Consider the following 14,230-nt stretch of genomic DNA (forward strand, 5'->3'; position numbering starts at 1 on the left):
GGCTGGTCGCGCAGTTCCCCGCGCCCCTAAAAGACACCGGTTGCCCGCGCCCCCTAAAAACGCCGGTTGCCCGCGCCCCCTAAAGACACCGGTTGCCCGCGCCGCCTGAAAACGCCGGTTGCCCGCGCTCCTTCAGGGAGTTGCCGTCGCCCCTCGCCTGCAAGTACCCCTAGTCCGCCGACAGTACGAACGACGTCTGGGTCTTCGTGAAGCCCTGTGCCTTCGCTTCCAGCAAGTACGTGCCCGGCTTCGCCTTGTTCGGCTGGGGGGTTTCGCACTTCGGGGTGGTCTGGGCTCGGTCCCACTTGACCGTGTAGGTGATGCTCTGGCCGGCGGGGACCTTGAAGACGAGGCTCGTCGCGCCCTTGGGGCAGTCGGCGGAGGACCAGAAGGGGTCGTCGCCGTCGGCCGGGGTGATCGTCAGGACGGCGCTCTTGGGGCCGAGGTCGGTCTTGCAGGCCGAGGAGCCGGTGTTCTTGACGACCAGTTCGAAGGTCGGGGTCTGGTCGGGCGAGTAGGAGTTGTGGACGCTGCGCAGGCTGAGGGTGACCGCGCCGGGGGCGCAGTCGGGCAGCGAGGAGGACGCGGGGATCGTGTCGGCCGTACCGACACCGCCGCCGGAGGAGCCCGTACCGCCCGAGCCCGAGCCGGAACCCGAGCCGCCGGTGTCCGAGCCGTCGCCGGAACCGGAGCCGTCACCGCCGTCCGAGCCGGAGCCGCCGCCCGAACCCGAGCCGGAGTCGGCACCGCCGGATCCGTCGCCGCCGCTCGACTCGTCGCGTCCGCCGGGGTGTTGGCTGATCGCCGGGCCGGAGGAGGAGGGTCCGGGGGTGATGGTGGACGCGGGATTCTTGCCGTTGGAGCCGTCGGCGTTCTTCTTGCCGCCACCGCCGCCGGACGTGACGATCCAGGTGACCAGGAGCGCCAACACGGCGACCACGGACACCAGTACGACCCTCCGTCGCCAGTAGATGGACGAGGGAAGCGGCCCGATCGGATTGCGCAGAGATCCCACGAGCGAACTCTACGAGAGATCACCCCGCCGGGCGGCGTCCCCCGCCGCCCCGATGCCAACTTTTCCGGATCATCATCCCGGCAACTGCCGCCAGGGATCGGCCCCTTGCGGGCGAACCGACGCTCCGTGCGCGGACGGTCACCGATGATGACCGCGCGAGCCGTGGCAGGATCGAAGGGTCATGACTGAGAAGCTGCACACCCCCGTGATCGCCTGGTTCGACGTCCACGCCCGCGACCTCCCCTGGCGCCGCCCGGAGGCGGGGCCGTGGGGCGTGATGGTCAGCGAGTTCATGCTCCAGCAGACCCCGGTGAACCGGGTGCTGCCCGTCTACGAGCAGTGGCTGGCCCGCTGGCCGCGCCCGGCCGACCTGGCCAAGGAGGCGCCCGGCGAGGCCGTGCGCGCCTGGGGGCGGCTCGGCTATCCCCGCCGCGCGCTCCGGCTGCACGGCGCGGCCGTGGCCATAACGGAGCGGCACGGCGGTGACGTACCCACCGACCACGCCCAGCTCCTCGCGCTGCCCGGCATCGGCGAGTACACGGCCGCCGCCGTGGCCTCCTTCGCCTACGGCCAGCGGCACGCCGTCCTCGACACCAATGTGCGCCGGGTCTTCGCGCGCGCGGTGACGGGAGTCCAGTACCCGCCGAACGCCACCACGGCCGCCGAGCGGCGCCTGGCGCGCGAGCTGCTGCCCGAGGACGAGAAGACGGCCGCGCGCTGGGCCGCCGCCTCCATGGAGCTGGGCGCGCTGGTGTGCACGGCGAAGAACGAGGGCTGCGGAAGCTGCCCGATCTCGACGCAGTGCGCCTGGCGGCTCGCGGGCAAGCCGGAGCACGACGGGCCGCCGCGGCGCGGGCAGACGTACGCCGGTACGGACCGGCAGGTGCGCGGAAAGCTGCTCGCGGTGCTGCGGGAGGCACATGTGCCGGTGCCGCAGGCGGCGCTGGACCGGGTGTGGCACGAGCCGGTGCAGCGGGCCCGCGCGCTGGACGGGCTCGTGACGGACGGTCTCGTGGAGCCGCTCGCGGGCGGGCTCTACCGGCTGCCGCTGAGCTGACGCACCGGTACGTCACAGGCTCGCGGGTCCGTGTCGCGGAACAGCCGGACCGGCAAACCACCACGAATACCGGCAAGACGGCCACTCCCCCTTCCCCGGGCCCGCTTCCGTTACACAACCGACGTACAGCCGAGTGCCGACCGCAGGCTGCTCCGCACAGCCCCGTGACAACAGCTCCGTAGTTTTCTCCCGTGCCCGGCGGACCACCGGGCCGTACACGGCAGGCATGAGCCTGGGCGGGACAACGGGGATACGGAGGCGGTCGATCATGGCGCAGGGCGAGGTGCTCGAGTTCGAGGAGTACGTCCGCACCCGGCAGGACGCGCTGCTGCGCAGCGCGCGTCGGCTGGTGCCGGACCCCGTGGATGCCCAGGACCTGCTCCAGACGGCGCTGGTGCGGACGTACGGCCGCTGGGAGGGCATCGCGGACAAGCGGCTCGCGGACGCCTATCTGCGCCGGGTCATGATCAACACTCGGACCGAGTGGTGGCGGGCGCGCAAGCTGGAGGAGATCCCCACCGAGCAGCTCCCCGACGCGTGCGTGGACGACGCCACCGACCAGTACGCCGACCGCTCCCTGCTGATGGACATCATGAAGGTACTGGCGCCCAAGCAGCGCAGTGTCGTGGTGCTGCGACACTGGGAGCAGATGTCCACGGAGGAGACGGCCGCGGCCCTCGGCATGTCGACGGGCACGGTCAAGAGCACGCTGCACCGGGCGCTCGCCCGGCTCCGCGAGGAGCTGGAGGCCCGCGATCTGGACGCACGCGCGCTGGAGCGTGAGGAGCGGGAGCGTTGCGCGGCCTGAACGGCGGCGGGGCCGGTGCGGCCCGGCGGAGTTCACGGGCGGTGATCACGGCTGCGGCCGCGCTCACCGCCGTCGCCCTTTTCGCCGCCGCGTGCGGCACCGGGGGCACCGGCGCGCGGGACGAGGGTCCGGCGCACGCCTCGGCGGTGGCCGGGGCGGCCTCCCCGTCGCCGAGTCCGGCCGGTCCGTACAAGCGGGTGGACGCGGTGCGGCTGCTGAAGGCCGACCCCGGGGTCTCGGCGGCGGTGAAGAAGGAACTGAAGCCGTGTGCCGGGGACGACTACCCGGTGGACGTCTCCTACGGCGATCTGACCGGCGGGACCCGGTACGACGTCGTGATCAACGTGCTGACCTGCACGGACGCGGTCGGGATCGGCTCGTATGTGTACCGGGAGACGGGCGGCTCGTACAAGAACGTCTTCCGGACCGAGGAGTCGCCGGTCTACGCGGAGATCGACCAGGGTGTGCTGAGCGTGACCAAGCAGGTGTACCGGAAGGGAGACCCCATCTCCAGCCCGTCCGGCGAGGACGTGATCCCGTACCGGTGGAAGACCGGCCGGTTCGTACAGGGCAAGCCGGTCCACACCGACTACAGCGGCACCGTCGGCGGGCAGCCCAGCCCCGTCCCGGACAACTGACGCCCCCACCGAGCCCCCACGAGACGGAGAGCACCCCGGATGCCAGAGCAGACCCACGTCCTGTTCGTCGAGGACGACGACGTCATCCGTGAGGCCACCCAGCTCGCCCTGGAGCGGGACGGCTTCGCGGTGACCGCCATGCCGGACGGGCTGTCCGGTCTGGCGGCGTTCCGGTCCGACCGGCCGGACATCGCGCTCCTGGACGTGATGGTGCCGGGCCTGGACGGGGTGAGCCTGTGCCGCCGTATCCGGGACGAGTCGACGGTGCCGGTGATCATGCTCTCGGCGCGGGCCGACTCCATCGACGTGGTCCTCGGCCTGGAGGCGGGCGCCGACGACTACGTGACCAAGCCGTTCGACGGTGCGGTGCTGGTAGCCCGCATCCGGGCGGTGCTGCGCCGCTTCGGGCACGCCGGGCACACGGCGGACGGCTCGGGGGCCGAGGCCCCTTCCGACGGAATACTGGCCTTCGGGGAGCTGGAGATCGACACCGAGGGCATGGAGGTGCGCCGCGCGGGGCAGCCGGTGGCGCTCACCCCGACCGAGATGCGGCTGCTCCTGGAGTTCTCCGGCGCGCCGGGCACCGTGCTCTCCCGCGACAAGCTGCTGGAACGCGTGTGGGAGTACGGCTGGGGCGGGGACACCCGGGTCGTGGACGTGCATGTGCAGCGGCTGCGGCAGAAGATCGGCCAGGACCGGATCGAGACGGTCCGCGGCTTCGGCTACAAGCTGCGGGCCTGAGCGGAGCCGACATGCCGGGATTCATCCGGCGCCCGGTGCGGCGCGTGGCGGGAGTGGGCCTCAGAACGGGGCTGCGGTGGAAGCTGAGCGCGGCGATCGCGCTGGTCGCGGGCCTGGTGGCGATCGGGCTGAGCCTGGTCGTGCACAACGCGGCCCGGGTCTCCATGCTGGACAACGCCCGTGACCTCGCCAACCAGCGGGTGCAGATCGCCCAGCGCAACTACGAGCTGTCCGGGCGGCCCAACTTCCCCAACATCAAAATCGACGATCCCCGGCTGCCGGGCCCCCTGCGGGAGAAGGTGGAGGAGGGGCGCCGGGCCAGTTACGTCAGCGACCAGGGCAGCGGGGAGCCGGACATCTGGGCGGCGGTGCCGGTCAAGGGCGGGCATGTGCTGTCCCTGCACAGCTCCTTCCCGGACCGCTCGACCGACGTCCTGACCGACCTCGACCAGGCGCTGGTCATCGGCTCCATCGCGGTGGTGCTCGGCGGCAGCGCGCTCGGCGTGCTGATCGGCGGCCAGCTCTCCCGGCGACTGCGCAAGGCGGCGGCCGCCGCGAACCAGGTCGCCAAGGGCGAGACGGACGTACGCGTCCGGGAGGCCATCGGCGGGGTCGTACGGGACGAGACCGACGACCTGGCGCGCGCGGTGGACGCCATGGCGGACGCGCTCAAGCAGCGCCTTGAGGCCGAGCGGCGGGTCACCGCCGACATCGCGCACGAGCTGCGCACCCCCGTGACGGGTCTGCTGACGGCCGCCGAGCTGCTGCCCCCCGGGCGGCCCACGGAGCTGGTCCTGGACCGCGCCAAGGCCATGCGCACCCTCGTGGAGGACGTGCTGGAGGTGGCCCGTCTCGACGGCGCCTCCGAGCGGGCCGAGCTGCAGGACCTCATGCTGGGCGAGTTCGTCGCCCGGCGGGTGACCGCCAAGGACCCGGACGTCGTCGTACGGGTGGTACACGAGTCGGAGGTCACCACGGACCCCCGGCGCCTTGAGCGGGTGCTGTTCAACCTGCTCGCAAACGCCGCCCGGCACGGCAGGCCGCCGATCGAGGTGACCGTCGAGGGCCGGGTGATCCGCATCCGCGACCACGGCCCCGGTTTCCCGGAGGAGCTGCTCGCCGAGGGTCCGCTCCGCTTCCGCACCGGCAGCGAGGACCGCTCCGGGCAGGGCCACGGGCTGGGGCTGACCATCGCGGCGGGCCAGGCGCGGGTGCTGGGCGCCCGGCTCACCTTCCGCAACGTACGTCCCCCGGGCGCGCCGCCGGGCGTCCCCTCCGAGGGCGCGGTCGCGGTGCTGTGGCTGCCGGAGCACGCGCCGACGAACACGGGGAGCTATCCGGTGCTGCCGCCGTCCGGGAACCCCGGCTGAGTCCGGCGGCCGGTCAGCAGGTCCAGTCCTTGTCCAGGTCCAGTCCGTCCGTGCGGGGCTGCGTGAACGAGAACCAGTTCCCGGAGTCGTCGCGCAGCAGCGCCTCCGTGCCGTACGGGCGCTCCTGGGGCTCCTGCAGGAACTCCACGCCGCGGTCCTTGAGCTTCTTGTAGTCGCCGTGGATGTCGTCGGTGGTCAGCACACCGGCTCCGAGCACCCCCTTGGCCACGAGCTTCTTCACCATCTCGGCGGACTCGGGGTCCATCGCGGGCGACTGGGGCACCATCAGCGTCAGTTCGACGTCGGGCTGCTCGGGGGAGCCGACGGTGAGCCAGCGCATGCCGCCCTCGCCCATCGTCAGGTCCGTACGGACCTCCAGGCCGAGCTTCTCGGTGTAGAACTCCTTCGCCCGGTCCTGGTCGAGTACCCAGACGGTCGCGATCTTGAGTCCCTTGATCATGACGTGCTCCTGCTGTTCGCGGTGATCGGCTCCTGCTCAGTCACCGTATGCAGGGGAGTCCTCGCCATGCTTCTCCGGAATTGCGCTGTCCGCCCGGTCCGCTCCGGAGCCGTTCCTGAACCCGCCCGCCCAGAACATGGCATAGCACCCGGGGATGAGGGCGGCCCCGCTTCCCCTGTGCCGGGCCCGGTACTCGCTGGGGGTCAGCCCGGTCCGCGCCTTGAACCGGGCGGAGAAGGTGCCCAGGCTGCTGAACCCGACCAGATGGCAGATCTCGGTCACCGAGACCCCGGCGGTGCGCAGAAGGTCCTGCGCCCGCTCGATCCGCCGGTGGGTCAGGTACTGCCCGGGTGTCTCGCCGTAGACGTCCTTGAAGGCGCGCAGGAAGTGGAACCGCGAGTACCCGGCGTGTGCCGCGACCGCGCTCAGGTCGAGGCCGGGGTCGGCCCAGCCCCGGTCCATGGCGTCCTTGGCCAGGCGCATACGGCGCACTTTGTCCATGCGGCCGATGGTGACACGGGGCACTGACAGTGCCCGGGCAAAAGCGAAGGCCCCCGGGGCGGACACGCGCCGGGGGCCTTCGGTCAGTGGTGCGGTGGGTCAGACCGCTTCGACGACCGGGAGCGGGGCGGCGTCGGCGCCGTCCGCCTCGGGCTTCTGGGGGCCGCCGCGGAGCGGGACCTCCTTGACGAACAGGGACGCGATCAGGACCACGACCGCGACCACCGCGCCGAGCAGGAAGGCGGAGTGGATACCGGCCGAGACCGCGTGCTTGTACGCGTCCTGCAGCGGGACCGGAAGCAGGCGCAGGTGCGCCGCGTCCAGCTGCGCGGACTGCTCGGTGACCTTGCGGGCCATCGCGCCGCCGCGCTCGGCCATGGTCTCGTTCACCCGGTTGTTGAACAGCGCGCCCATGACCGCCACGCCGAACGAGGAACCGAGGGTACGGAACAGGGTGGCGGAGGACGAGGCGACGCCCATGTCCTTCATCTCCACGCTGTTCTGCGCGACCAGCATCGTGATCTGCATCAGGCAGCCCATGCCCGCGCCGACCACGGCCATGTAGATGCCGGAGGTCACCCGGGTCGTGTCGACGCCCATGGTCGACATCAGGTAGAGGCCGACGATCATCAGGGCGCCGCCCACGATCGGGAACGCCTTGTAGCGGCCGCTGCCCGTGGTGACCCGGCCCGCGACCATGGAGGTCACGAGCATCGCGCCCAGCATCGGCAGGAGCAGCAGACCGGAGTTGGTCGCGGACGCGCCCTGCACGGACTGCTGGTACAGCGGCAGGAAGAGCGTGGCGCCGAACATCACGAAACCGGTGATGAAGCCGATGACGGCCATGAGCGTGAAGTTGCGGCTCTTGAAGATGTGCAGCGGCAGCACCGGCTCGGCGGCCCTGGTCTGCCAGAACACGAACCCGACCAGCGAGGCCACGCCGAGCGCGATCAGCTCCATGATGCGCGCGGAGGTCCACGCGTACTGCGTGCCGCCCCAGGTGGTGACGAGCACGATGGAGGTGATGCCGACGGTCAGCAGCACGACGCCGAGGTAGTCGATGCCGGCCTTGGCCCGCTTCTTCGGCAGGTGCAGCACGGCGGTGACCAGCGCGAGCGCGACGGCGCCGAGCGGCAGGTTGATGTAGAAGGTCCAGCGCCATCCCCAGTTGTCGGTGATGGTGCCGCCGACCAGCGGGCCGCCGATCATGGCGAGCGCCATGACACCGGCCATCATGCCCTGGTACTTGCCGCGCTCACGCGGCGGAATCAGGTCGCCGATGATCGCCATGACGCCGACCATGAGGCCACCGGCGCCGAGACCCTGGATGGCACGGAAGCCGATGAGCTGGCCCATGTCCTGGGCCATGCCGCTCAGCGCCGAACCGATCAGGAAGATCACGATCGAGGTGAGGAAGGCGCCCTTGCGCCCGAACATGTCGCCGACCTTGCCCCAGACGGGGGTGGAGGCCGCGGTCGCGAGCGTGTAGCCGGTGACCACCCAGGACAGGTGCTCCAGGCCGCCGAGGTCGCCGACGATGGTCGGCATCGCGGTGCCCACGATCATGTTGTCCAGCATCGCGAGCATCATCGCGATCATGAGCGCCATCAGAACGACGCGTACGCTCTTCGGCTGCTTCTCCGGTTCCGCGGATTTCCCCTTGTCCGCAGAGGCCGTCTGTGTGTCCGCCATCTCTCCCACTCCCTTGCGACAGGTACTTACTTGCCGCCCGGCTAGTTCACTACACTGAAGGTAGCCAGTTTACTAGCCGGGCGTCAAGTAAGTTTCCCGGGAGCGCGAGGAGTACGAGGATGGGTGGCACGATGGACGGCACCAAGCAGCAGCGCCGCGGCAACACCCGCCAGCGCATCCAGGACGTGGCGCTCGAGCTCTTCGCGGAGCAGGGCTACGAGAAGACGTCTCTGCGCGAGATCGCGGAACGCCTCGACGTGACCAAAGCGGCCCTGTACTACCACTTCAAGACGAAGGAAGAGATCATCGTCAGTCTCTTCCGGGATCTGACGCAACCGATCGAGGACCTGATCGAGTGGGGCCAGGGGCAGCCGCACACCCTGGAGACCAAGCAGGAGATCGTCCGGCGCTACAGCGAGGCGCTGGCCGGAGCGGAGCCGCTCTTCCGGTTCATGCAGGAGAACCAGGCGACGGTACGGGAACTGCGCATCGGCGAGACCTTCAAGGACCGGATGCGCGGACTCAGGGACATCATCATCGACCCCGAGGCCCGGCTCACCGACCAGGTCCGCTGCATCAGCGCACTCTTCACCCTGCACGCGGGGATGTTCCTGCTGCAGGACCTGGAGGGCGACGCCGAGAAGAGGCGCCAGGCCGTTCTCGAGGTCGCCGTGGACATGGTGACGCAGGCGCACGAGAGCGCCCGCGACGGCCAGTGAATCGCGACAGGCAGTGAAACGGCGCCCTGATGTCAGGGCGCCGTCACGTCACGTCCCGTGCGGGACGCGCGCGGCTCAGACGTGGACGCCGTGAGCGCGCAGGAAGACGACCGGGTTGACGGCGGAGCCGTAGTTCGGCGTCGTGCGGATCTCGAAGTGCAGGTGCGGGCCGGTGGAGTTGCCGGTGCTGCCCGAGAGGGCTATGTGCTGACCGGTCTTGACGACCTGGCCGACGCGCACGTCGACGCGGGACAGGTGGGCGTACTGCGAGTACAGGCCGTTGCCGTGCTTGATGACGATGGCGTTGCCGTAGGCGGGGCCGTCACCGGCGCCGTTCGGGCCGGCCTTGACGACGGTGCCGCCGTGCGCCGCGAGGACATTGGTGCCGGTGGGCACCGCGAAGTCCTGACCGCTGTGCTTGTGGGCCCAGTGACTGCCGGCCTGGGCGAACCCGGCCGAGAGCTTGTAGTGCTGCACCGGGTCGACCCAGGAGGTCGCGGGGGCGGTCGCGGCGCTCGCGACCCCGCCACCCAGCACGGCCGCGGCGCCAACTCCGGCGGCCATGACGGCCACGCGGCTGCGGAGGGACGTACGGGCGGAACGAGACGTGGAACGCGTGAACATCTATACCTCGTGAACTCGGGGGACAGAGAGCCACCCGGCACACGGTTGTTTCACCGTCTCGCCGGGCGGGACCACACATTGGTAACCCGGCATTCCATTCGCACTCAAACCCCCCTCACTACGGCGGGGCATAGTAGAACCAGCCAAAACGCCCAACTCCGACAGAAACCTCCACCCCGGACACCAGCCGCGCCGACATCGCGGTATCACTCAGAGTTCCGGGATGAATGTCCTATTTTGGCTTGATTAACTTTCCCACTATCCGGTGTAGTAACGGACATTTCGCCTGTGCGGCATGTCACCGGCGGGGCTATTCGACGGCCCCATAAATGTGACCCGCACCTCTGGCCACCTACCCCCCGGTAACCCTACGGTTCCCCTCGCGCCATCCACTTCGCAGAGCATGTCCCTGACATTTCCGGTCTCCGGGACCTGCCCCTGCCCCGTACGGACGCGAGAGGAACCCCCCACCGATGACCAGACGCCCCTGGGCGCGCCGGACCGCCACCGCCGCCGTCTGCCTGACCGCGCTCACCGCCCTGGCCACCCCCGCCCAGGCCGCCGAGGCAGCCCCCAAGGCGGCCGCCGCCACCGTCGACTACGCCACCTGGCAGCGCGACTGCGCGGCCGTCATGGACCAGGCGCTGCCCTACGTCCAGAACCGCGTCGCCACCGCCGCGCCCGGCGAACGCCAGGCGATCGTCTTCGACATCGACAACACCACCCTGGAGACCGACTTCGGCTTCAGCTACCCGCAGCCCGCCAACAGGCCCGTCCTGAACGTCGCCCGCTACGCCCAGGACCACGACGTAGCCCTGTTCTTCGTCACCGCCCGCCCGAGCCTGCTCTCCCTGCCCACCCAGTACAACCTCGAACACGACGGCTACGACGTCACCGGCCTGCGCGTCCGCGGCCTCACCGACCTCTTCAAGGACGTCGCCGCCTACAAGACCGCCCAGCGCGCCGACATCGAGTCCCACGGCTACACGATCATCGCCAACATCGGCAACAGCGCCTCCGACCTCACGGGCGGCCACGCCGAGAAGACGTTCAAGCTGCCGGACTACGACGGGCAGCTGTCGTAGGACCGCTCGGGGGCCCGGTACGGCCCCGCGCACGCGAAAGGGCCGGTGCTCGGAAGCACCGGCCCTTTCGGGTTGTTCAGGCGATCCCCCGGAGGGTCACGCGTCCTTGCTCAGGTTCGGGCCCGCGCCGCCCGCCGCCTGCTCGATCGGCGGGGCGTCCGGGAGGGCCGACTTCTCTTCGCCGCGGAAGGTGAAGGTCTGGTTGTCGCCCTCGCCCTCCGTGTCCACGACCACGATGTGGCCGGGGCGCAGCTCGCCGAAGAGGATCTTCTCCGAGAGGGTGTCCTCGACCTCGCGCTGGATCGTGCGACGCAGCGGACGCGCGCCCAGCACCGGGTCGTAGCCCTTCTTGGAGAGCAGCTCCTTGGCGGACTGGGAGAGCTCGATGCCCATGTCCCGGTCCTTCAGGCGCTCGTCGACCTTGCCGATCATCAGGTCGACGATCCGGAGGATGTCGGCCTGGGTCAGCTGCGGGAAGACGACCACGTCGTCGACGCGGTTGAGGAACTCGGGGCGGAAGTGCTGCTTGAGCTCGTCCGAGACCTTGTTCTTCATGCGCTCGTAGTTGGTCTTCGAGTCGCCCGAGGCGGCGAAGCCCAGGTTGAAGCCCTTGGAGATGTCCCGCGTGCCGAGGTTGGTCGTCATGATGATGACCGTGTTCTTGAAGTCCACGACCCGGCCCTGGGAGTCGGTCAGGCGACCGTCCTCCAGGATCTGCAGCAGCGAGTTGAAGATGTCCGGGTGGGCCTTCTCGACCTCGTCGAAGAGGACCACGGAGAACGGCTTGCGGCGCACCTTCTCGGTGAGCTGGCCGCCCTCCTCGTAGCCCACGTAGCCGGGGGGCGAACCGAAGAGCCGCGAGACCGTGTGCTTCTCGCTGAACTCCGACATGTCGAGGGAGATCAGCGCGTCCTCGTCACCGAAGAGGAACTCGGCGAGCGCCTTGGACAGCTCGGTCTTACCGACACCGGACGGACCGGCGAAGATGAACGAGCCACCGGGACGCTTCGGGTCCTTCAGACCGGCACGCGTACGACGGATCGCCTTCGACAGCGCCTTGACGGCGTCGACCTGGCCGATGACCCGCTTGTGGAGCTCGTCCTCCATGCGGAGCAGGCGGCTGGACTCCTCCTCGGTCAGCTTGAAGACCGGGATGCCGGTGGCGGTCGCGAGGACTTCGGCGATCAGCTCGCCGTCGACCTCGGCGACGACGTCCATGTCGCCGGCCTTCCACTCCTTCTCGCGCTTGGCCTTGGCGGCCAGGAGCTGCTTCTCCTTGTCGCGCAGGGAGGCGGCCTTCTCGAAGTCCTGCGAGTCGATCGCGGACTCCTTGTCCCGGCGGACACCGGCGATCTTCTCGTCGAACTCACGGAGGTCCGGCGGCGCGGTCATCCGGCGGATGCGCATCCGGGAACCGGCCTCGTCGATCAGGTCGATCGCCTTGTCCGGCAGGAAGCGGTCCGAGATGTACCGGTCGGCCAGGGTGGCGGCCTGGACCAGCGCCTCGTCGGTGATCGAGACGCGGTGGTGCGCCTCGTACCGGTCGCGCAGGCCCTTGAGGATCTCGATCGTGTGCGGCAGCGACGGCTCCGCGACCTGGATGGGCTGGAAGCGGCGCTCGAGGGCCGCGTCCTTCTCCAGGTGCTTGCGGTACTCGTCCAGCGTGGTCGCACCGATGGTCTGGAGCTCACCGCGGGCCAGCATCGGCTTGAGGATGGAGGCGGCGTCGATCGCGCCCTCGGCGGCACCCGCACCGACCAGCGTGTGCAGCTCGTCGATGAACAGGATGATGTCGCCGCGGGTGCGGATCTCCTTGAGGACCTTCTTCAGGCGCTCCTCGAAGTCACCGCGGTAGCGGGAGCCGGCGACCAGGGCACCGAGGTCCAGGGTGTAGAGGTGCTTGTCCTTGAGGGTCTCGGGCACCTCGCCCTTGACGATGGCCTGGGCAAGGCCCTCGACGACGGCGGTCTTGCCGACGCCGGGCTCACCGATCAGCACCGGGTTGTTCTTGGTGCGGCGGGACAGCACCTGCATGACCCGCTCGATCTCCTTCTCGCGCCCGATGACGGGGTCGAGCTTGGTCTCACGAGCGGCCTGAGTGAGGTTCCGGCCGAACTGGTCCAGGACCAGGGAGGTCGAGGGCGTGCCCTCGGCGGGGCCGCCGGCGGTGGCCGCCTCCTTGCCGCCCTGGTAACCGGAGAGCAGCTGGATGACCTGCTGCCGCACCCGGTTGAGGTCTGCGCCCAGCTTGACCAGGACCTGGGCGGCGACGCCCTCGCCCTCACGGATCAGGCCGAGCAGGATGTGCTCCGTGCCGATGTAGTTGTGGCCCAGCTGAAGGGCCTCGCGGAGCGACAGCTCCAGGACCTTCTTGGCACGGGGGGTGAAGGGGATGTGCCCGGACGGGGCCTGCTGGCCCTGACCGATGATCTCCTCCACCTGCTGACGGACCGCCTCAAGCGAAATGCCGAGGCTCTCCAGGGCCTTAGCGGCGACACCTTCACCCTCGTGGATGAGACCCAGGAGGATGTGCTCGGTGCCGATGTAGTTGTGGTTGAGCATCCGGGCTTCTTCCTGAGCCAGGACGACAACCCGCCGCGCGCGGTCGGTGAACCTCTCGAACATCGTTAATCGCTCCTCAGAGCGGTCAGGCAGTGGGGGGAACTTCCCCTCCCTGTCCTTCCGCAGCTTAGTCCCGCAAGCGGGGACCGCTCATTCCAACTGCCGACACCGTCGATGGCCTCCTGACCCCTGACGCCGACATCTGCTCCAACCCGATGGTGCGAGACGATGTTCCCGCAGGCCAGGCAGTTACCCCAGTCGCCAGTACGCCGTTGGCGAACGTGAGACGCCCCGTTCTGCGTGTCGCCCCCTCCCACTAGGCATGTCTTACCCGCGGGGACCGACAGTCCATGCCGCGCACGCCCCATCCCTCCGCTATGGGCGAACAACCTCGCACCCCCTCACGCCCCCGCGCACTCCCCTTCCGCACGCGCTGCGGGATCACCCGACTGCCCAGCGTAACCACGGGGCGCCGGGAAGGGTTGCTCCGGACATGTCCTCGGTGCTCCCGGTATCCGCGATTCCTGCCTCCCGGCGTCCGTCCGCCGGTCCCGGCCCGTCCGCTTCCGTTCCCGGGCCGTCCGCTTCCGTTCCCGGTGCGGCGCGGCGGTGGTACGAGGAGGTGCTGGGCTGGGCGACGGCCCCCGGTAGGCCGCTGCGGCTGGTGACGGGGGTGCGGTTCGACGCGCTGGACGTGCCGGCCGAGGCGGGTACGTCGGCGCTGCGGCATCTGGGGCCGGACTCACCGGTGGCCCTCCACGGCGACCGGATGCTGCTCCTGGTGGCCGCGGGCGCGGCGGAGGAGCTGCCGGGACTGCTGGAGTGGCTGGAGTGGGGGCCGCTGTCGCCGGATGTGCGGGCGCTGGGCGCGGGCGGCCTCATGGCGGCACCGGAGCCGCCCGGACGCGCCCGCGAGGGGGCGCGACAGCGGCCCGACACGGTGCGGGGGACCGCCGTA

At 70.1% G+C, this 14,230-nt stretch carries 14 protein-coding genes; 8 read left to right on the forward strand and 6 right to left on the reverse strand.

Features of this window, described 5'->3' with window-relative positions; genetic code table 11:
* Positions 1-169: 169 nt before the first annotated feature.
* Positions 170-1,015 carry a hypothetical protein gene (locus GTW40_RS31855; RefSeq protein WP_343245836.1) on the reverse strand — a complete coding sequence of 282 codons (846 nt, stop codon included), beginning with the start codon at positions 1,013-1,015 and terminating at the stop codon, positions 170-172.
* A gap of 181 nt (positions 1,016-1,196) precedes the next feature.
* Between GTW40_RS31855 and GTW40_RS31860 the strand changes: the two genes are divergently transcribed.
* The 5 genes from GTW40_RS31860 (at position 1,197) to cseC (ending at position 5,629) form a co-directional block, all read left to right on the forward strand.
* Positions 1,197-2,072, forward strand: coding sequence for an A/G-specific adenine glycosylase (locus tag GTW40_RS31860; RefSeq protein ID WP_161183605.1), 876 nt, complete (start codon positions 1,197-1,199; stop codon positions 2,070-2,072).
* Between the two features lie 268 nt (positions 2,073-2,340).
* The gene (locus tag GTW40_RS31865; protein WP_161183606.1) at positions 2,341-2,880 is read left to right on the forward strand and encodes a SigE family RNA polymerase sigma factor; all 540 of its coding nucleotides are present in this window, start codon (positions 2,341-2,343) and stop codon (positions 2,878-2,880) included.
* Positions 2,868-3,518 carry a hypothetical protein gene (locus tag GTW40_RS31870; RefSeq protein WP_237525865.1) on the forward strand — a complete coding sequence of 217 codons (651 nt, stop codon included), beginning with the start codon at positions 2,868-2,870 and terminating at the stop codon, positions 3,516-3,518. Before GTW40_RS31865 ends, GTW40_RS31870 begins: the two co-directional genes overlap by 13 nt.
* Positions 3,519-3,557: 39 nt before the next feature.
* Positions 3,558-4,259, forward strand: coding sequence for a two-component system response regulator CseB (gene cseB, locus GTW40_RS31875; RefSeq protein ID WP_161183607.1), 702 nt, complete (start codon positions 3,558-3,560; stop codon positions 4,257-4,259).
* Between the two features lie 11 nt (positions 4,260-4,270).
* Complete coding sequence (gene cseC, locus GTW40_RS31880) at positions 4,271-5,629, forward strand: two-component system sensor histidine kinase CseC (protein WP_161183608.1); 1,359 nt, start codon at positions 4,271-4,273, stop codon at positions 5,627-5,629.
* Between the two features lie 13 nt (positions 5,630-5,642).
* Here cseC and GTW40_RS31885 read toward each other — a convergent pair whose 3' ends face one another.
* The 3 genes from GTW40_RS31885 to GTW40_RS31895 form a co-directional block, all read right to left on the reverse strand.
* On the reverse strand, positions 5,643-6,089 hold the full coding sequence (locus GTW40_RS31885) for a VOC family protein (RefSeq protein WP_161183609.1): 447 nt from the start codon (positions 6,087-6,089) through the stop codon (positions 5,643-5,645).
* A 36-nt stretch (positions 6,090-6,125) separates the two neighbouring features.
* Positions 6,126-6,590 carry a helix-turn-helix transcriptional regulator gene (locus GTW40_RS31890; RefSeq protein ID WP_202486694.1) on the reverse strand — a complete coding sequence of 155 codons (465 nt, stop codon included), beginning with the start codon at positions 6,588-6,590 and terminating at the stop codon, positions 6,126-6,128.
* 99 nt (positions 6,591-6,689) lie between these two features.
* On the reverse strand, positions 6,690-8,282 hold the full coding sequence (locus tag GTW40_RS31895) for an MDR family MFS transporter (protein WP_202486695.1): 1,593 nt from the start codon (positions 8,280-8,282) through the stop codon (positions 6,690-6,692).
* Positions 8,283-8,401: 119 nt separating this feature from the next.
* Here GTW40_RS31895 and GTW40_RS31900 point away from each other — a divergent pair, with 119 nt between their 5' ends.
* Positions 8,402-9,001, forward strand: coding sequence for a TetR/AcrR family transcriptional regulator (locus tag GTW40_RS31900; protein WP_161183610.1), 600 nt, complete (start codon positions 8,402-8,404; stop codon positions 8,999-9,001).
* A gap of 75 nt (positions 9,002-9,076) precedes the next feature.
* On the opposite strand, the gene GTW40_RS31905 is transcribed toward GTW40_RS31900, so the two are convergent.
* Positions 9,077-9,625 carry a M23 family metallopeptidase gene (locus tag GTW40_RS31905; RefSeq protein WP_161183611.1) on the reverse strand — a complete coding sequence of 183 codons (549 nt, stop codon included), beginning with the start codon at positions 9,623-9,625 and terminating at the stop codon, positions 9,077-9,079.
* Between the two features lie 473 nt (positions 9,626-10,098).
* Between GTW40_RS31905 and GTW40_RS31910 the strand changes: the two genes are divergently transcribed.
* Positions 10,099-10,710, forward strand: coding sequence for an HAD family acid phosphatase (locus tag GTW40_RS31910; RefSeq protein WP_161183612.1), 612 nt, complete (start codon positions 10,099-10,101; stop codon positions 10,708-10,710).
* Positions 10,711-10,806: 96 nt separating this feature from the next.
* Here the strand turns inward: GTW40_RS31910 and GTW40_RS31915 are convergent, their stop codons facing one another.
* Positions 10,807-13,335: an ATP-dependent Clp protease ATP-binding subunit gene (locus tag GTW40_RS31915; RefSeq protein ID WP_161183613.1), complete on the reverse strand. Its 2,529-nt coding sequence runs from the start codon at positions 13,333-13,335 to the stop codon at positions 10,807-10,809.
* Positions 13,336-13,765: 430 nt separating this feature from the next.
* On the opposite strand from GTW40_RS31915, the gene GTW40_RS31925 reads away from it, so the two are divergent.
* Positions 13,766-14,230: SCO3374 family protein (locus GTW40_RS31925; protein ID WP_237525867.1), on the forward strand; the 465-nt coding region annotated here is incomplete at its 3' end.

The sequence above is a fragment of the Streptomyces sp. SID4985 genome (genome assembly GCF_009863025.1).
Classification (GTDB): Bacteria; Actinomycetota; Actinomycetes; order Streptomycetales; family Streptomycetaceae; genus Streptomyces.